Below are 16,444 nucleotides of genomic sequence, written 5' to 3' on the forward strand. Positions count from 1 at the left end.
ATCAACCTCCCGTGACGGGGGGAAAGAACGCCACCTCGTCACCTTCGGTCAGCGGCGTATCATCGCCACCCATGACTTGATTGACAGCGCACAGGATGCGCCCCTCTTCGAGTAGTGAGAAGTTGGCATCGCGAGCCTTGAGAGCCTGCTTGAGGGCGGCAACGTCAGGACGTGCCAGCGAGGCAACGGGAATTTCCAGCTCGCTGACACCCAGCCGCTCGCGCAGTTCAGCCAGGCACTTGACCCGCACGCTGCGCGAATCGGCATGCGGCCCGAGACTCACTTCGCCACTGTAGCAGTCATCGGTAACGATCTGGGGGCCGGCGCTGGGCGGCGTCTCACTGCGGCGATAGTCGCCGGACTTGCCGCCGGTCTTGGTCAGCAGACGGATCTCACCGATCAGCATATCCTTGTCTACCGCCTTGCACATGTCATACAGCGTCAAGCAGGCCACCGAGACTGCCGTCAGTGCCTCCATTTCCACCCCGGTGCGGCCGTTCAGGCGGCAGGTCGCAGTGACCTCGACGCAGCTGCGCTGCTCGTCGAGGCGAAAGTCGACGCTGACCTTGGACAGCGCCAGCTGGTGACACAGCGGGATCAGTTCATGGGTGCGCTTGGCCGCCTGTATGCCGGCGATGCGTGCGGTAGCCAGTACGTCGCCCTTGGGCAGGCCGCCCTCGGCCAGCAGCGCGAGCGTCGCTGGGCGCATGCTGATGCTGCCACCCGCCAGCGCCTCACGGCGGCTCTCCTGCTTGTCGGCGACATCCACCATATGGGCCTCGCCGCGGGCGTTGAGATGGGTCAGGCTCATAACGTTGCATGCCTCATATCAGACTGTCGAAGGGTTGCAGGGTCACGGTCTCGCCGCCGGCCACCCCTGCACGCGATGCATCGATCTCGATCAAGCAGTTGGCCGCGCTCATCGAGGACAGAATACCCGAGCCCTGGGCGCCGGTGCTGCGTACCCACAGCTGGCCATCGGCGTCGCAGCGGTAGACCCCGCGCAGGAAGTCGACGCGCTCCAGGCGACTCTTCAGCGGCGCCTCGCTGCGCGCCGTCAGCCGCGGTGGCTGCCAGTCCGGCTCGCCCTGCATGCGCCGTAGCACCGGCTGAACGAACTCGAGAAAGGTCACCATCACCGCCACCGGGTTGCCCGGCAGGCCAAAGAAGGGAATCTGGCGCGCCCCCAGTCGGCCGCAGGCCAGCGGTCGCCCCGGACGAATGGCGATACGCCAGAAACCGAGCTCGCCGAGCTCATTGAGCGCCGCCTTGATCCAGTCGGCCTGGCCCACCGAGACACCGCCGCTGGTAATCAGCATGTCGTGGTCGCGGGCGGCGGCGCCCAGCGCGCCGACCACCTCGTCGCGGCGGTCGGCAAGAATCCCCAGGTCACAGACCTCGGCGCCGAGCCGCGTCAACATGCCGTGCAGCGTATAGCGATTGGCATCATAGATGCCTGCCGCCGGCAGCGGCTGGCCGGGCGCAGTAACTTCATCGCCGGTGGAGAAGATCGCCACCCGCGGCCGCCGATATACCCGGGCCTCGGCCAGCCCCAGCGAGGCCAGCAGACCGAGATGCTGGGGCTGCAGCCGAGTACCGGCCTCCAGCACCCGCTGACCGCAGGCAATGTCCTCACCGGCCTGGCGCACGTTCTGGCCGCGCTGAACGCGCTCGGTGCGGCTGATCTCTACCGCCTGATCACCCACGGCCTCGAGCTGTTCGCTCATGATCACCGTATCCGCACCCGCAGGCAGCGGCGCGCCGGTGGTGATGCGCAGCGCCGTGCCCGCCGCCAGCGGCTGCCCCCAGCGCTGCCCGGCCAGCACTTCGCCGACCACCGGCCAGCGCCGCACCGGGCGCTCGGGCCAGGCTAGCGCGATGCCATCCATCGCTGCATTGGTGTTCTGGGGCACGTCGATAGGCGACACAGGCGACTCGGCCAGCACCCGGCCCAGCAGTGCCTCGAGTGGCAGCCGTTCGCTGTCGAGGGAGGTGGCGAACAGTGCGTCAAGGGCGGTGCGCGCCTCGGCGACGCTGAGCATGCGCTCGCCGAGCTCGAAACACGACAGCGTCATGTCGACACCTCCCGCGGCTGCGCCTGCTGCGGCCAATGCCGCTGCCAGGCAGCGACCCAGTCGCCCAGCCGCTGGTGATCGTCCAGGTCGAGCGCTTCGACGCCGGCCGGCAGGTCCAGCGCATCGGGACTGGCGACCGCCCGTACCCAGGGATCGTCGGGCGCCAGCAGCGGCTTGCCCAGCGCGGCGCGGTGAAGCTCGAGCTTGGGCAGCGGCCAGGCCTTGAAGCCTTCGACCAGTACCAGGTCGGGGGCCAGTGGCGCCAGTTGCGCAAGCAGCTGCGCCAGGTCCGGCTCGGCGGCGTCGGGGGTATTGAACATCAGCGCGGTGCGCGCCCGCGAAGCGATCAGCATCGGTGCCGCACCCGCTTCGCGCAGGCGGTAGCTGTCCTTGCCGGGCTGGTCGATATCGAAGGCGTGATGCGCATGCTTGACCACCGCCACCTTGATCCCGCGGGCCTGCAGCCGTGGCAGCAGAGCCTCGAGCAGGGTGGTCTTGCCGGTACCGCTCCAGGCGGCGATACCCAGCAGTGGTAGCTGCGCGTCGAAGGTCAGCGTCATCGCGGTTCCGTTGGCATGCCATTGCCCAGGCGCTGCTCGAGGGCCTGGCGCTGTTCGGGATTGTTGAGGTTGGCGAAGGCATCGGGGCAGTCGCTGAAGTCGACGTAGCACTCGGCGTGACGGGTGTACCAGCGGTCGATCTTGCGCTCGCCGGCGGCGAGTGCCGTAGCCAGGTCGTCAGCCAGTTCGCGGCGCATCAGTGCCACCACCGGATGGGCACGCTCGCCGTCGTGGGCCACGGCGATGTCGTGCTCGCCGATGCCTTGCCACAGCCGCGGCACCAGATCCATGGGCAGCGCCGGCGTGTCGCAGGGTACGACCACCACCCACGCCTGGCGGGCGGCCAGCAGGCCGCTCCAGATGCCCATCAGCGGCCCTTGGTAGCCCGCTTCGCGGTCGCTCACCACACGGCATCCCAGCGCCTGGTACTCCTCGAGGTGGCGGTTGGCGTTGATCACCACCTCCTCGACGTAGGGCGCCAGGCGCTCGCGCACGTGGACGACCAATGGCCGCCCCAGGAAGGTGCTGAGGCCCTTGTCGCAGCCACCCATGCGCCGGCCCTGGCCGCCGGCAAGAATCACGCCGCTAAGCGGCAGCCGCTGGTTCATGTCACGCCCCTCGTCATTTATCCCACGATCCTGACCAGATTTGACCGATCGGTCAAATCCGATGAGCGGCGTAGGTCTTTAGCTCAAGATTACCCCAAGGGTACCGCCACTGCGACCGTAGCGACACCCATACAGGGCTAAAGTCATAGCCGGATCATCGGCTTATCTTTGCCCGGGCGACGCGCTATCATGCCGTCAAGGATCTTCAACAAGGACAGCGCATGAGTGGTTTCGACGTCGGTGCACGACTCAAGCAGCTGCGGCTGAGGGCCACGCTCTCGCAGCGTGAACTGGCCAAGCGTGCCGGTGTGACCAACAGCACCATTTCGTTGATCGAGCAGAACAGCGTCAGTCCGTCGGTCAGCTCGCTGAAGAAGATACTCGATGCCATGCCGGTCTCTATCAGCGAGTTCTTCGCCGGCGAACAGGCCAGCCACGAACGCGTCTTCTATCGCGCCAGCGAACTCACCGAGATCGGCGACGGCCAGCTGTCGTGGCGACTGGTCGGCGCACGGCGCCCCAACCGCAGCATGTCGATCATCCACGAGCGCTATCCGCCCGGCGCCGATACCGGCGCCGATATGCTCGAGCATGAGGGAGAGGAAGGCGGCGTGGTGGTGGCCGGCACCATCGAGCTCACCGTTGACGGGGAGGCGCGCCTGCTGACCGCCGGCGACGCCTACTACTTCGATTCGCGGCTGCCCCACCGCTTTCGCAACGTCAGCGACGGCGAGTGCGTGATCGTCAGCGCCAACAACCCGCCGTCATTCTCCGACGGCAGCGGCGAACGCCACCACCATTGAGCGATTACTCGCCCTCGCGGGGCGGCGGCAGGATCAGGTTGAGGGCGATCCCCACCACCGCCGCCAGGCTCACGCCCTGCAGGGTGAACTGGCCACCGCCGAACTGCATCCCGCCGATGCCGAACACCAGGATCAGCGACACCACCACCAGGTTGCGCGGCGCGGTCAGCGAGTGACCGGCGCGCACCAGGGTGTTCATGCCGACCACCGCGATGGAACCGAACAGCAGCACCATGATGCCCCCCATCACCGGCCCGGGTATGGTCTGCAGCACGGCGCCGAGCTTGGCGACGAAGGCCAGCAGGATGGCGAAGCAGGCGGCAACGATCATGTAGCGCGGATTGAAGGCGCGGGTCAGGGTCACCGCCCCGGTCACTTCGGAGTAGGTGGTATTGGGCGGGCCACCAAACAGCGCCGCGGTTGAGGTGGCCAGGCCATCGCCAAGCAGGGTACGGTGCAGACCGGGCTTCTCCAGGTAGTTCTTGCGCGTCACCGAGCCGATCGCCACCATGTCGCCGATGTGCTCCACCGCCGGCGCGATGGCCACCGGGATCATGAACAGGATCGCCGCCCAGTGAAAGCTCGGCGCGGTGAAGCTCGGCAGCGCCAGCCAGCTGGCCTCGCGCACCGGCGAAAAGTCGACCACGCCCATCGCCAGCGCCAGCAGGTAGCCGCATACCACCCCGCCCATGATCGGAATCAGACGCAGCAGGCCGCGACCGAACACCGCCAGCACCAGGGTCACCAGCAGGCTGATCATCGACAGTGTGATGGCCTGGCCGTAGCCGATATGCTCGCTGGTCTCGCCGCTGGCCATGTCCACCGCCACCGGTGCCAGCGCCAGGCCGATCACCATGATCACCGGCCCCACCACCACCGCCGGCAGCACGCGATGCAGCCAGTCCGTGCCCTTGACGCGCACCACCTGCGAGATGGCAACGTAGACTAGGCCCGCCGCCATCAGGCCGCCGAGGGTCTCGGAGACGCCGAAGCTGGCTACCGAGCCCTGGATGGGTGCGATAAAGGCAAACGACGAGGCCAGGAATACCGGCACGCTCTGGCGCGTCACGGCGTGGAACACCAGCGTCCCGGCACCGGCAGTGAACAGCGCCACGCTGGGATCGAGGCCGGTCAGCAGCGGTACCAGCACCAGTGCGCCAAACGCCACGAACAGCATCTGGGCGCCGGTCAACAGCGTCTTGGGCAGGCTTGGCGATGGCTCCGCTGCGGCCGTCGTCGAGTCGGTCATGGGTCGTTTCCTCTGCGTCATCAGATTGTTGTGATCAAAAAAACGCCCCTTTGAAAGGGGCGAAATATGGATAGTGGTGGTTATCGGGTGCCGAAGATCTTGTCCCCTGCATCGCCCAGTCCCGGGACGATATAGCCGTTCTCGTCGAGGCGCTCGTCGATGGCCGCGGTGTAGATCTCGACCTCGGGATAGGCCTCCTGCACGCGGCGAATGCCCTCCGGTGCGGCAACCAGCACGATCACCTTCATCAGCGGGCAGCCGCGCGCCTTGAGCATGTCGAGGGTAGCGACCATGGAACCACCGGTGGCCAGCATCGGGTCGATGACGATTGCCAGGCGCTCGTCGAGGTCGTTGGTGAACTTCTCGAAATAGGGCACCGGTTCGAGGGTTTCCTCGTTGCGGTAGAGCCCCACCACGCTGATCCGCGCGCTGGGAATCAGGTCGGTGACGCCATCCAGCATGCCGAGCCCGGCGCGCAGGATCGGCACGATGGTGACCTTCTTGCCCTTGAGCAGCTGCACCGGGATCTTGTCGCCGCTCCAGCCGTCGATCTCCTGGGTCTGCAGCTCGAGGTCCTGGGTCGCCTCGTAGGTCAGCAGCTTGGCCAGTTCGCCGGCCAGTTCACGGAAGCTCTTGGTGCTGATCCCCGCTTCGCGCATCAGGCCGAGCTTGTGCTGTACCAGAGGATGGTCGATGGCGTGAACGCTCATGGCGGAAAGCTCCCTCGTCAGGCTGACGTCTGTTGGATGGACAAATTGCGCGCAATTCTAGCTTGATCGGGCGTTCAGGTTAAGGCCCAGCGGCCTCGGCGACGGCGGGTAGCTGCCAGTCGATGGGCTCACGGCCGTGGGCGGCCAGAAACGCGTTTGCCTGCGAGAAATGCCGCTGGCCAAAGAAACCGCGATGCGCCGACAGCGGCGAAGGATGCGGCGAATGCAGCACCAGGTGGCGCCTGCGATCGACGAAGGCGGCCTTCTTCTGGGCATAACTGCCCCACAGCAGGAAGGCGACGTGGTCGCACTGCTCGTTGACCGCGGCGATGGCGCGGTCGGTAAAGGTTTCCCAGCCGCGACCGCGATGCGAGCCAGCATTGCCCTGCTCCACCGTGAGCACGCTGTTGAGCATCAGTACGCCCTGCCGTGCCCAGTATTCGAGGAAGCCGTGACTGACCGGCGTGGTGCCGAGGTCCTGGGCCAGCTCCTTGTAGATGTTCTGCAGCGAGGGCGGCGTTGGCACCCCGGGGCGCACCGAAAAGCACAGGCCATGGGCTTGATCGGGGCCGTGATAGGGGTCCTGCCCCAGCACCACCACCTTGACCTGCTCGAGCGGGGTCAGCTGAAAGGCACGGAACCAGTGCGCCGAGTGCGGGTAGATGATCTTGCGCGCCGCCTTCTCGGCGGCCAAAAACTCACGCAAGGCTTGCATATAAGGGGCCTGCAGCTCATCCCCCAGCTGCGCCTGCCAGCTCTCGGGAAGCGGTGATTCCGGCATCGTGACTCTCCTGGATGCGGGCACTCAGGGCGTCTGGCCGCGCACCTGATCGACCAGCGGCTCGACGTAGGCAATCCCCATGTCCCAAGGAAACTGGATCCAGCAATCCTGGGCCACCTCGGTGAGGCACTGGTCGACCAGCGGGCGCCCCTCGGGCTTGGCATAGATGGTGACGAAGTGTGCCTTGGGCAGCATCTCGCGCACGGCCCGGGCGGTCTTGCCGGTGTCGACCAGGTCGTCGACCAGCAGCCAGCCGTCACCGTCGTGCTCGACGCCCTTCATGACGTCCAAGCCACCCTGGTCCATGTGGTCGTAGCTCTTGATGCATACGGTGTCGATTAGCCGTACGTTGAGCTCGCGGGCGATCAGCGCGGCGGGAATCAGCCCGCCGCGGGTAATGGCGATGATGCCCTTGAAGTCACGCTCGACGAGTTGATGACACAGCGCCCGCACATCGCGGTGAAGCTGGTCCCAGGAAACGGTGAAGTGCTGCTGATAGCGATTGGCGCTCATGATCGATATACCGGTAAACCACAGGGGGAGGACCTGGTTACTCGTCCTCGGTGAAGGAACAGACCGCGAAGACGCTATAGCCGGCGTCGCGAATCTTCTGCGACCCACCGAGTTCCGGCAGGTCGATGATGGTGGCGGTTTCCACCACCTGGCCGCCGCTGCGTGTGATCAGCTTGGAGGCGGCCAGCATGGTGCCACCGGTGGCGACCAGGTCATCCATGACCAGGATACGGTCGCCCTGCTGAAAGGCGTCGGAGTGCAGTTCGACCTCCGACTTGCCGTACTCCAGGGTATAGGTCTCGCTGATGGTACGGAACGGCAGCTTGCCCTTCTTGCGTACCGGCACGAAGCTGCAGCCCAGCTCGTAGGCCAGCGGCGCGCCGATGATGAAGCCACGCGCGTCGATGGCGGCGATCGCATCCAGATCCATTTCCTGATAGCGATGCACGAAGCTGTCGATCAGCTTGCGGAAGGCCGCACTGTTCTGCAGCAGCGGCGTGATATCGCGGAAGTTGACCCCCGGGTGCGGCCAGTCGGGGACGGTACGAATCACGGATTTGATGTAGTCGCCGTATATGCTCATCGGGGGTCGGGTCCCATCGGGTCAGTCGAGGAAAAGGAATTTGAGGACGAACAGCAGTGCCAGGATGATCACCGCCGGGTTGAGGTCGCGGAAGCGGCCGGACAGCGCCTTGATCGCCACGTAGCTGACGAAGCCCAGGGCGATGCCCTCGGCGATCGAGAAGGTCAGCGGCATGGCCAGGGCAGCGATCAGCACCGGGGCGGCTTCGGTCACGTCGTCCCAGTCGGCATGGGCCAGACTGCCGGCCATCAGCACCGCCACGTAGAGCAGCGCGCCGGCGGTGGCATAGGCCGGAATCGAGCCAGCCAGCGGGGCGAAGAACAGGCTGATCAGGAACAGTCCGGCAACCACCACCGCGGTTAGGCCGGTACGCCCGCCCGAGGCAATGCCGGCCGTGGATTCAATGTAGCTGGTGGTGGTCGAGGTGCCCATCACTGCACCGGCCATGGAGGCACCGCTGTCGGCCATCATGGCACGCCCGATGCGTGGCAGCTTGCCGTCCTTGTCGAGCAGCTTGCCGCGGTGCGCCACCCCGATCAGGGTGCCGGAGGTGTCGAACAGGTCGACGAACAGGAAGGCGAAGATCACGCTGAGCATGGCCACGTCCAGCGCACCGGCAAAGTCCAGCGCCATGAAGGTCGGGGCGATCGACGGCGGCGCCGAGACCAGGCCGCCATACTCGCTGTGGCCGAACAGGATGGCCACCACGGTGACGCCAAGGATACCGATCATCACCGCACCGGTGACCTTGAGATGGGCCAGCGCGGTGATCGCGAAGAAGCCGACCAGGGCATAGATCGCCGACGGCTGGGAGAGGTCGCCCAGCGCCACGTAGGTGGCCGGATTGGAGACCACGATGCCGGCGTTCTTGAGCGCGATCATGGCCAGGAACAGGCCGATGCCGGCAGCAATGCCGAGGCGCAGCGAGAGCGGTATGGCGTTGATGATCCACTCGCGAATCTTGAACACGCTGAGCAGGAAGAAGATGAAGCCGGAGAAGAACACCGCCCCCAGTGCCGCCTCCCAGGTGTAGCCCATGCCCAGCACTACGCCATAGGTAAAGAAGGCGTTGAGGCCCATGCCCGGTGCCTGGGCGATCGGATAGTTGGCCCACAGCCCCATGATCAGACAGCCCACCGCCGCCGCCAGGCAGGTGGCGACGAACACCGCACCGTAATCCATGCCGGCCTCGGAGAGGATGCTGGGGTTGACGAAGATGATATAGGCCATGGTCAGGAAGGTGGTGATCCCGGCAATGACCTCGGTCTTGATGGAGGTATTGTGTTCTGACAGCTTGAAGTGGTTGTCGAGCAGTCGTTTCATGGGTCAGTCCTGCGCGGGGACGCTCAGCGCCCGGGGTGCGAGAAAAGCCGCACATGGTACCCAAAGGCGCCGGCGGATGCGAGGCGCGTATCGAGGGCATGGCGACCTGCGTTGATTGTTGTGATGGCCGGCATCTCTCGCCGCCACCTCCTATCTATAAGCAAGCGCTGCGCCATTGGCTACTGGTGCCACCAACGAAAACTTGACGGAGCGGTCAAAGCAAGCGTTTTAGTGCCCCTCGCGGCTTGCCAGCACCCGCTCGACGGTCTCGACGATGGCCTGGGTCTGCGGATCGATCTCGATATTGACGCGGTCGCCGGGGCGACGCTCGGCGAGAACCGTACGCGCCAGTGTCTCGGGTATCAGGTTGACGCAGAAGCGCACCCGGCCCGGCCCACAGGGCGCCACGCCGCCAATGGTCAAGCTGATGCCGTCGACCCCGATATAGCCCTTGTCGAAGATGAAGCGACCGTACTCTGCGTCGAGCTCGAACCACAGCCGGCGATTGTTGGGCGCTTCGTCCAGCTCGACCAACTCGGCCATGGTGATGACATGGCCGGACATGGCGTGCCCACCGATTTCATCACCGAAACGCGCCGCTCGCTCGATATTGACGCTATCACCCACCTCGAGCGCACCAAGATTGGTCAGCCTGAGGGTTTCGCGCATCAGATCGAAGCTGACCTCCTCGCCATCGATGGCGGTGACTGTCAGGCACACGCCGTTGTGCGCCACCGAGGCACCCAGCGCAAGGCCTTCACGCAGCGCTGCGTCGAGCGCCAGCACGTGGGTGCGAAACTCGGTTTTCTCGATGACCCGGGTGACCGCCGCCGTGCCCTGTACGATGCCTGTGAACATGCTCTCTCCCGCCCCTGGTCGACCCTCGTCCGGCAGTTGCGCCAGACGCTGGAAAACCATCGAGTGTAATGAATCGGCGTGCCGGACGTCCACGCCGCCTGCGACCGGACTGCGATAGTCAAAACCTCTTCATAATGGAAAAAATCAGAAATATTTCCCACACCATTAGCCAGCCACCCTCATCTTGAACTAAGGTCGTTGACATTATCCGAGTGCGACGCCTAGAATTTGCGCCACATATTCAGGCGCCGATTTGACCCCAGATTGCGGGCGCCCTCCTTCCCCCGGGAAGCGAGAAGTGCAGCTAAAAGGGTGTGTCCAGCGTTGATGGCCACCCGCCAGGGTGGCCTTTTTTTCGCCCGCCTGCTGCCCCGCCCGCCAGCGCCGCAACGCGACAGGACCATGATCACACTCTCCAACGTCTCCAAGACCTACGGCCAGGGCGACAGCGCCGTCGAGGCACTCAAGCCGCTCGACCTGCATGTCCCCGAAGGCACTATTTACGGCGTCATCGGCCTCTCAGGGGCCGGCAAGTCGACGCTGATTCGCTGCGTCAACCTGCTCGAGCGGCCCACCAGCGGCAGCGTCAGCGTCGACGGCCAGGAGCTCACCACGCTCAGCGGCGCCATGCTCAACCAGGCCCGCCACCGCATTGGCATGATCTTCCAGCACTTCAACCTGCTCGACTCGCGCACGGTCTTTGCCAATGTCGCCCTGCCCCTGGAGCTGATGGGCGTGCCGCGCCGCGAGATTCGCCAGCGGGTCGCCCCGCTGCTCGAGCTGGTCGGCCTCAGCGACAAGACCGACCAGTATCCGGCGCAGCTCTCCGGCGGCCAGAAGCAGCGCGTGGCGATTGCTCGCGCCCTGGCCAGCAAGCCCAAGGTGCTGCTGTGCGACGAGGCCACCTCGGCCCTCGATCCCCAGACCACCGGCTCGATCCTCGCCCTGTTGCAGGAGATCAATCGCAGCCTGGGCCTGACCATCCTGCTCATCACCCACGAGATGGAAGTGGTCAAGCGGATCTGCCACCGGGTCGGCCTGATCTCGGCCGGCCTGCTGGTCGAAGAAGCCGAAGTAGGCGACTTCTTCACCGCACCGCGTACCCAGCTGGGGCGAGAGTTCATCAACGAATTTCTCAAGCTCGAACCGCCGCGGGCGCTGGTCGAACGCCTCGACGCCGCCTCGGGCGACAACTCGCATCCGGTGGTACGCCTGGCCTTCTCCGGCGACGCCGTGTCGACGCCGCTGATCTCGCGGCTGGCCCGCGATTGCCAGATCGACGTCAGCATCCTGCAGGCCAAGGTCGAGTCGATCCAGGGCCGCACCCTGGGGCTGATGATCGCCGAGCTGATCGGGCCGGCGGACAAGACCCGCGAGGCCATCGACTACCTCGAAACCCATGATCTGCACGTGGAGGTGCTCGGCCATGTCCAGCGCAATGCTTGACCTGATCCTCAAGGCGACCCTCGATACTCTGTATATGGTCGGTGTCTCGAGCCTGATCTCGGCGCTGCTGGGGGTACCGCTCGGGGTGCTGCTATACGTCACCCGCCCCCGGCAGATCCTCGCCCAGCCTCTGCTCAACCGGGTACTGGGGGTGGTCACCAATATCGGCCGCTCGGTGCCCTTCATCATTCTGATGGTGGCGATCATTCCCTTCACGCGGATGATTGCCGGCACGTCGATCGGCACCAATGCCGCCGTGGTACCGCTGACCATCGCCGCGATTCCGTTCGTGGCGCGGCTGGTAGAGGGGGCTCTCAACGAGATCTCGCCAGGCCTGATCGAGGCCGCCCAGTCGATGGGCGCAACACCGCTGCAGATCATCACCAAGGTACTGCTGCCCGAGGCGCTGGGCGGCATCATTACCGGCCTGACCATCACCGTGGTGACCCTGGTCAGCTATTCGGCGATGGCCGGTGCCGTCGGCGGCGGCGGCCTCGGCGACCTCGGCATCCGCTACGGCTACAACCGCTTCGATCCCATGGTCATGTTGATCACCGTGGCGATCCTGGTGGTCATGGTGCAGGGCTTCCAGAGCCTCGGCGACCACCTGGTACGCCGCACCGACCACAAGTAATCCATCTTCACTCGGCGCCGCACCTGGAATAGCGGCGCCTTCCACCGCCTCGCTTCGAGGCATCAAGGAGATACAGCGCTCATGAAAGACACCCTCTCCCGCCAGTTCACCCCGTCGCGCCTGCTCGGCGGCTTGATGCTCGCCGGCAGCCTGGCGCTGGCCGGCTGCGGCAACGGCGACGACACCGCCGAGACTCGCTCGATCAGCGTCGGCACCGTGGCCGGCCCGGAAACCGAGGTCATGGAAGTTGCGGTACGCATCGCCAAGGAGGAGTACGACCTCGACGTCGAGATCGTCGAATTCACCGACTATGTCTCGCCCAACGCGGCGCTGGCCGACGGCAGCCTCGACGCCAACGCTTACCAGCACGAGCCCTACCTGCAGAGCATGGTCGAAGACCGCGGCTACGAGCTGGTCGCCGCCGGACGCAGCTTCGTCTACCCGATCGGCGCCTACTCCGAACGCCACGCCAGTATCGACGAGCTGCCCAATGGCGCCATCATCGCACTGCCCAACGACCCGTCCAATGAAGGCCGCGCGCTGATCCTGATGCACAACGAGGGCCTGATTGAACTCGATGACCCCGAGAACCTCGAAGCCACGCCGGTCAACGTGATCGAGAACCCGCGCGACTTCCAGTTCCGCGAGATCGAGGCCGCCCAGCTGCCGCGAGTACTGCCCGACGTCGACATGGCCTTCATCAACAACACCTTCGCCCAGCCCGCCGGCCTCAGCCTCGACGACGCCCTGGTTCGCGAAGGCCCCGACTCGCCCTACGTCAACCTGATCGTGGTGCGCGCCGGCGATGAAGAGCGCGAGGAAATTCGCCAGCTGGTCAGCGCCTACCAGCGCGACGAAGTGGCCGCCAAGGCCGAAGAGCTATTCGACGGCGGCGCGGTTCCCGGCTGGGAGTAAGCCCGTCGCATAGCGCAACTCAGCAGCGGCCGGCCTTGTGCCGGCCGTTTGCCGTGAGGAGACACCATGCCCACCGACTATGACCTACTGGCACGCCAGCTCGAGGCACTGCTCGACGGCCGCGACTGGCTGACCAACAGCGCCCAGACCTGCGCCTTCATCATGCATGGCGTGCCCGACCTCAACTGGGCAGGCTTCTACCTGCAGCGCCAGCCGCAGCTGTTGACGCTCGGCCCCTTCCAGGGCCAGCCGGCCTGCAACCCGATTCCCTTCGCCAAGGGCGTATGCGGCGCCGCGGCGCGTAGCCGCCAGACCCAGCGCATCGCCGACGTACACGCCGTGGCCGACCATATCGCCTGCGATGCGGCCTCGCGCTCTGAACTGGTGGTGCCCATCCTTGCCGAAACGCAGCTGTGGGGCGTGCTCGACCTCGACAGCCCGCTGCCGGCACGCTTCAGCGCCGCCGACCAGGCCGGGATCGAGCAGCTGGTCGCGACCTTCGTCGCGCGCAGCGACCTCGCCGCCGCGAGCTAGCGGCCGGACGCAAAACGGCCCCGCAGCGAATGCGCTACGGGGCCGTCTCGGGATTCTGGTAGGACCAAGCGGATTTGAACCGCTGACCTCCACGATGTCAACGTGGCGCTCTAACCAACTGAGCTATGGTCCTATTTCGTGACTAGCGTTGCGTACTGCCAATGATGCAGCTGGATTGGTAGGACCAAGCGGATTTGAACCGCTGACCTCCACGATGTCAACGTGGCGCTCTAACCAACTGAGCTATGGTCCTGCCGCTTCCCAGCATATGGCTTGCCTGGCAACGGATGCGTATTTTACGCATCCGCCCCGCGAATGCAATAGTGGCGTAAAAATTCTTGGCGATCAGCCGCTTGGCGATATACCGCATCAGGATTTGACGCGCGCCACGGCGTCCTGCCAGCCCTGATAGAGGCGCTCACGCTCGTCGCCGGGCATGCTCGGCTCGAAGGTGCGTTCGCAGCGCCACAGCTCGGCGATCTCGTCCAGGTCGCGGTACCAGCCGATCTGAAGGCCGGCCAGATATGCAGCGCCCAGTGCCGTGGTCTCGAGCACCGTGGGGCGATCCACCGGCACCCCGAGCATGTCCGCCAGAAACTGCATCAGCCAGTTGTTGCGCACCATGCCGCCATCGACCCGCAGCGTGCCGGTATTGGCGGCCATGTCGTCATTCATGCACACCTGCAGATCACGGGTCTGGTAGCAGACTGCCTGGAGGCCGGCGGCAACGATCTCGGCGATACCGGTATCCCGGGTCAGACCGAAGATCGCCCCGCGCGCCTGGGGATCCCAGTGCGGCGCGCCAAGGCCGGTGAAGGCCGGGACCAGGTAGACGTGGTGCCCCTCGCGCGTCTTCTTGGCCAGCGCCTCGGTTTCGGCCGCATCCTGGAACAGCTTGAGCCCGTCACGCAGCCACTGCACCGTCGCCCCGGCCACGAAGATGCTGCCCTCCATGGCGTAGGTCGGCTTGCCGTTCAGACGGTAGCCCACGGTGGTCAGCAGCCGGTTACGCGAGGTCTCGGCACTATCGCCGGTATTGAGGATCATGAAGCAGCCAGTGCCATAGGTGCTCTTGCCCATTCCCGGCTCGAAGCAGGCCTGGCCGAACAGCGCCGCCTGCTGGTCACCGGCAACACCGGCAATCGGCAGCGCCGCGCCCAGAAACGCCTCCTCGGTGTGGCCGAAGTCGTCGCTGGAATCCTTGACCTCCGGCAGCAGCGAGGCGGGTATGTCGAACAGCGCCAGCAGCTCGTCATCCCAGCACTGCTGATGAATATTGAACAGCGCGGTGCGCGAGGCGTTGGTGGCATCGGTGGCGTGCACCTTGCCGCCGGTGAGACGCCAGATCAGGAAGGTATCGACGGTACCGAAAGCCAGCTCGCCGCGCTCGGCGCGCTCGCGAGCCCCCTCGACGTGCTCCAGCAGCCAGGCCAGCTTGGTGGCAGAAAAATAGGGATCGATCAGCAGCCCGGTGCGCGACTGCACCAGCGACGTGTGTCCGTCATCGCGCAGCCGCTGGCACAGGTCGGCGGTGCGCCGATCCTGCCATACGATCGCTCGATGCAGCACCTCGCCGGTGTTGCGATCCCACAGCAGCGTGGTCTCGCGCTGGTTGGTGATGCCGATCCCCGCCACCTCGTCGGCGCCAATCGCGGCCTGCTCTAGCACCTGGCGGCAGGTCTGCTCGACGCTGCGCCAGATGTCCTCGGCCTCGTGTTCGATCCAGCCATCCTCGGGAAAATGCTGGGTGAACTCCTGCTGGGCAACCTCGACCACGTTGGCCTGCCGGTCGAACAGAATCGCCCGCGAACTGGTAGTTCCCTGGTCGATGGCAAGCAGGTAGGCGGGCATGGCGAGGTCCTCGATGGTTGATTGATATTTTCGTTTTCGCAGCACTAATGTTCGTTTCCGACGATTCGAGACTAAACTACTCCCGAGAACGGCTCAAATCTTTGCCGGTGACTTTCACTTGCACCTTAGTCGAACACAGGCGCCTGGCATGCATCGCCCGACGCGCATGTATGATGTTTCAGATCGGCGAAATCACGTAGACTGGCGACAACATCAAGGAGGTCGCATGAATCAGCGGGAACGTCAGGATGCCATCGTGGCACTGGTAAAGCGCCAGGGATATGCCGCCATCGAGCAGCTCACCAGCCATTTCGATGTCACGCCCCAGACCGTTCGTCGCGACCTCAATGCCCTGGCGGCGGAAGGCCTGATCCGCCGCGTGCACGGCGGCGCCGGCCTCGAGTCGAGCACCGTCAACACCTCCTATAGCACGCGCAAGACCCTCAACCTGGATGCCAAGCGCCGTATTGCCCAGCTGCTGGCCTCCAAGATTCCCGACAACGCCTCGCTGTTCATCAACATCGGCACCAGTAACGAAGTCATCGCCGATGCCCTCGAGCATCACAAGGGGCTCGAAGTGATCACCAACAACCTCAACGTGGCCGCCGCCCTGCAGCACAAGGAAGACTTCAACGTGATCGTCGCCGGCGGCCAGGTGCGCGCCCGCGACGGAGGCATCATCGGCGAGGCAACCATCGACTTCATCAATCAGTTCAAGGTCGATTTCGGCATCATCGGCATCAGCGGTATCGACGAAGATGGCTCGCTGCTCGAGTTCGACTACCAGGAGGTGCGCGTCGCCCAGGCGATCATCCGCAACTCACGGCAGGTCTTCCTGGCCGCCGACCACTCCAAGTTCCACCGCAACCCGGTAGTACGCCAGGGCAACATTTCCCAGCTCGATGCCCTGTTCACCGATCGTCGACCCTCCGAGACCATCTGCCGGCTGCTGGAGAATCATGACGTTACCCTGCATATCGCCTGACACCCAGGGCGAGCGC

Annotated in this window: 18 protein-coding genes and 2 tRNA genes; 6 read left to right on the forward strand and 14 right to left on the reverse strand. The window is 65.2% G+C overall.

The features are described from left to right. Nucleotide 1: 1 nt before the first annotated feature. The 4 genes from moaC to mobA are packed head-to-tail and all read right to left on the reverse strand — an operon-like array spanning nt 2 to nt 3,243. Nucleotides 2-811 carry a cyclic pyranopterin monophosphate synthase MoaC gene (moaC, locus tag QC821_RS12545; RefSeq protein ID WP_309721855.1) on the reverse strand — a complete coding sequence of 270 codons (810 nt, stop codon included), beginning with the start codon at nt 809-811 and terminating at the stop codon, nt 2-4. A gap of 13 nt (nt 812-824) precedes the next feature. After that, entirely contained in the window at nt 825-2,075 is a 1,251-nt protein-coding gene (gene moeA / locus QC821_RS12550; RefSeq protein ID WP_309721858.1) for a molybdopterin molybdotransferase MoeA, read from the reverse strand. Next, nucleotides 2,072-2,635, reverse strand: coding sequence for a molybdopterin-guanine dinucleotide biosynthesis protein B (mobB, locus tag QC821_RS12555; RefSeq protein ID WP_309721861.1), 564 nt, complete (start codon nt 2,633-2,635; stop codon nt 2,072-2,074). The genes moeA and mobB overlap by 4 nt, the downstream gene beginning before the upstream one ends. Continuing rightward, nucleotides 2,632-3,243, reverse strand: coding sequence for a molybdenum cofactor guanylyltransferase MobA (gene mobA, locus QC821_RS12560; protein WP_309721864.1), 612 nt, complete (start codon nt 3,241-3,243; stop codon nt 2,632-2,634). Before mobA ends, mobB begins: the two co-directional genes overlap by 4 nt. A 221-nt stretch (nt 3,244-3,464) precedes the next feature. On the opposite strand from mobA, the gene QC821_RS12565 reads away from it, so the two are divergent. Beyond that, a complete protein-coding gene (locus tag QC821_RS12565; RefSeq protein ID WP_309721867.1) occupies nt 3,465-4,046 on the forward strand; it encodes a cupin domain-containing protein in 582 nt (193 codons plus the stop codon). 4 nt (nt 4,047-4,050) lie between these two features. Here the strand turns inward: QC821_RS12565 and QC821_RS12570 are convergent, their stop codons facing one another. The 7 genes from QC821_RS12570 to QC821_RS12600 all read right to left on the reverse strand — a co-directional run bounded on the left by QC821_RS12570 (nt 4,051) and on the right by QC821_RS12600 (nt 10,063). Continuing rightward, nucleotides 4,051-5,295 carry a uracil-xanthine permease family protein gene (locus QC821_RS12570; RefSeq protein WP_309721871.1) on the reverse strand — a complete coding sequence of 415 codons (1,245 nt, stop codon included), beginning with the start codon at nt 5,293-5,295 and terminating at the stop codon, nt 4,051-4,053. An 80-nt stretch (nt 5,296-5,375) separates the two neighbouring features. Beyond that, the gene (gene upp / locus QC821_RS12575; protein ID WP_309721875.1) at nt 5,376-6,005 is read right to left on the reverse strand and encodes a uracil phosphoribosyltransferase; all 630 of its coding nucleotides are present in this window, start codon (nt 6,003-6,005) and stop codon (nt 5,376-5,378) included. A 79-nt stretch (nt 6,006-6,084) separates the two neighbouring features. Next, on the reverse strand, nt 6,085-6,786 hold the full coding sequence (gene ung / locus QC821_RS12580) for a uracil-DNA glycosylase (RefSeq protein ID WP_309721878.1): 702 nt from the start codon (nt 6,784-6,786) through the stop codon (nt 6,085-6,087). A gap of 24 nt (nt 6,787-6,810) precedes the next feature. Next, nucleotides 6,811-7,299 carry a xanthine phosphoribosyltransferase gene (gene gpt / locus QC821_RS12585; RefSeq protein WP_095619012.1) on the reverse strand — a complete coding sequence of 163 codons (489 nt, stop codon included), beginning with the start codon at nt 7,297-7,299 and terminating at the stop codon, nt 6,811-6,813. A 37-nt stretch (nt 7,300-7,336) separates the two neighbouring features. Further along, nucleotides 7,337-7,882, reverse strand: coding sequence for an adenine phosphoribosyltransferase (locus tag QC821_RS12590; protein ID WP_309721880.1), 546 nt, complete (start codon nt 7,880-7,882; stop codon nt 7,337-7,339). A gap of 21 nt (nt 7,883-7,903) precedes the next feature. Next, on the reverse strand, nt 7,904-9,205 hold the full coding sequence (locus QC821_RS12595) for an NCS2 family permease (RefSeq protein WP_309721884.1): 1,302 nt from the start codon (nt 9,203-9,205) through the stop codon (nt 7,904-7,906). Nucleotides 9,206-9,433: 228 nt separating this feature from the next. Next, nucleotides 9,434-10,063: a riboflavin synthase subunit alpha gene (locus QC821_RS12600; protein ID WP_309721887.1), complete on the reverse strand. Its 630-nt coding sequence runs from the start codon at nt 10,061-10,063 to the stop codon at nt 9,434-9,436. Nucleotides 10,064-10,465: 402 nt separating this feature from the next. Between QC821_RS12600 and QC821_RS12605 the strand changes: the two genes are divergently transcribed. The 4 genes from QC821_RS12605 to QC821_RS12620 all read left to right on the forward strand — a co-directional run bounded on the left by QC821_RS12605 (nt 10,466) and on the right by QC821_RS12620 (nt 13,592). Continuing rightward, a complete protein-coding gene (locus QC821_RS12605) occupies nt 10,466-11,509 on the forward strand; it encodes a methionine ABC transporter ATP-binding protein (RefSeq protein WP_309721890.1) in 1,044 nt (347 codons plus the stop codon). After that, a complete protein-coding gene (locus tag QC821_RS12610) occupies nt 11,490-12,143 on the forward strand; it encodes a methionine ABC transporter permease (RefSeq protein WP_309721893.1) in 654 nt (217 codons plus the stop codon). The genes QC821_RS12605 and QC821_RS12610 overlap by 20 nt, the downstream gene beginning before the upstream one ends. Before the next feature lie 81 nt (nt 12,144-12,224). Further along, a complete protein-coding gene (locus tag QC821_RS12615; RefSeq protein WP_422720115.1) occupies nt 12,225-13,058 on the forward strand; it encodes a MetQ/NlpA family ABC transporter substrate-binding protein in 834 nt (277 codons plus the stop codon). A gap of 66 nt (nt 13,059-13,124) precedes the next feature. Then, nucleotides 13,125-13,592: a GAF domain-containing protein gene (locus QC821_RS12620; protein WP_309721896.1), complete on the forward strand. Its 468-nt coding sequence runs from the start codon at nt 13,125-13,127 to the stop codon at nt 13,590-13,592. A 56-nt stretch (nt 13,593-13,648) separates the two neighbouring features. Here the strand turns inward: QC821_RS12620 and QC821_RS12625 are convergent. The 3 genes from QC821_RS12625 to glpK all read right to left on the reverse strand — a co-directional run bounded on the left by QC821_RS12625 (nt 13,649) and on the right by glpK (nt 15,443). Continuing rightward, a tRNA-Val gene (locus QC821_RS12625) sits at nt 13,649-13,725 on the reverse strand. A gap of 43 nt (nt 13,726-13,768) precedes the next feature. Beyond that, a tRNA-Val gene (locus QC821_RS12630) sits at nt 13,769-13,845 on the reverse strand. A 116-nt stretch (nt 13,846-13,961) separates the two neighbouring features. Further along, nucleotides 13,962-15,443 carry a glycerol kinase GlpK gene (glpK, locus tag QC821_RS12635; RefSeq protein WP_309721899.1) on the reverse strand — a complete coding sequence of 494 codons (1,482 nt, stop codon included), beginning with the start codon at nt 15,441-15,443 and terminating at the stop codon, nt 13,962-13,964. A gap of 226 nt (nt 15,444-15,669) precedes the next feature. Here glpK and QC821_RS12640 point away from each other — a divergent pair, with 226 nt between their 5' ends. After that, nucleotides 15,670-16,428 (forward strand): DeoR/GlpR family transcriptional regulator, encoded by a 759-nt coding sequence (locus QC821_RS12640; RefSeq protein ID WP_163503079.1) that lies wholly within the window; start codon nt 15,670-15,672, stop codon nt 16,426-16,428. Nucleotides 16,429-16,444 lie beyond the last annotated feature (16 nt).

It is taken from the genome of Franzmannia qiaohouensis (genome assembly GCF_031451695.1).
GTDB lineage: Bacteria > Pseudomonadota > Gammaproteobacteria > Pseudomonadales > Halomonadaceae > Franzmannia > Franzmannia qiaohouensis.

What these genes read in the sequence shown, in the direction of transcription:
- moaC (WP_309721855.1), bottom strand. Translation starts at nt 811, where the DNA reads ATGAGCCTGACCCATCTCAACGCCCGCGGCGAGGCCCATATGGTGGAT.
- moeA (WP_309721858.1), bottom strand. Translation starts at nt 2,075, where the DNA reads ATGACGCTGTCGTGTTTCGAGCTCGGCGAGCGCATGCTCAGCGTCGCC.
- mobB (WP_309721861.1), bottom strand. Translation starts at nt 2,635, where the DNA reads ATGACGCTGACCTTCGACGCGCAGCTACCACTGCTGGGTATCGCCGCC.
- mobA (WP_309721864.1), bottom strand. Translation starts at nt 3,243, where the DNA reads ATGAACCAGCGGCTGCCGCTTAGCGGCGTGATTCTTGCCGGCGGCCAG.
- QC821_RS12565 (WP_309721867.1), top strand. Translation starts at nt 3,465, where the DNA reads ATGAGTGGTTTCGACGTCGGTGCACGACTCAAGCAGCTGCGGCTGAGG.
- QC821_RS12570 (WP_309721871.1), bottom strand. Translation starts at nt 5,295, where the DNA reads ATGACCGACTCGACGACGGCCGCAGCGGAGCCATCGCCAAGCCTGCCC.
- upp (WP_309721875.1), bottom strand. Translation starts at nt 6,005, where the DNA reads ATGAGCGTTCACGCCATCGACCATCCTCTGGTACAGCACAAGCTCGGC.
- ung (WP_309721878.1), bottom strand. Translation starts at nt 6,786, where the DNA reads ATGCCGGAATCACCGCTTCCCGAGAGCTGGCAGGCGCAGCTGGGGGAT.
- gpt (WP_095619012.1), bottom strand. Translation starts at nt 7,299, where the DNA reads ATGAGCGCCAATCGCTATCAGCAGCACTTCACCGTTTCCTGGGACCAG.
- QC821_RS12590 (WP_309721880.1), bottom strand. Translation starts at nt 7,882, where the DNA reads ATGAGCATATACGGCGACTACATCAAATCCGTGATTCGTACCGTCCCC.
- QC821_RS12595 (WP_309721884.1), bottom strand. Translation starts at nt 9,205, where the DNA reads ATGAAACGACTGCTCGACAACCACTTCAAGCTGTCAGAACACAATACC.
- QC821_RS12600 (WP_309721887.1), bottom strand. Translation starts at nt 10,063, where the DNA reads ATGTTCACAGGCATCGTACAGGGCACGGCGGCGGTCACCCGGGTCATC.
- QC821_RS12605 (WP_309721890.1), top strand. Translation starts at nt 10,466, where the DNA reads ATGATCACACTCTCCAACGTCTCCAAGACCTACGGCCAGGGCGACAGC.
- QC821_RS12610 (WP_309721893.1), top strand. Translation starts at nt 11,490, where the DNA reads ATGTCCAGCGCAATGCTTGACCTGATCCTCAAGGCGACCCTCGATACT.
- QC821_RS12615 (WP_422720115.1), top strand. Translation starts at nt 12,225, where the DNA reads ATGAAAGACACCCTCTCCCGCCAGTTCACCCCGTCGCGCCTGCTCGGC.
- QC821_RS12620 (WP_309721896.1), top strand. Translation starts at nt 13,125, where the DNA reads ATGCCCACCGACTATGACCTACTGGCACGCCAGCTCGAGGCACTGCTC.
- glpK (WP_309721899.1), bottom strand. Translation starts at nt 15,443, where the DNA reads ATGCCCGCCTACCTGCTTGCCATCGACCAGGGAACTACCAGTTCGCGG.
- QC821_RS12640 (WP_163503079.1), top strand. Translation starts at nt 15,670, where the DNA reads ATGAATCAGCGGGAACGTCAGGATGCCATCGTGGCACTGGTAAAGCGC.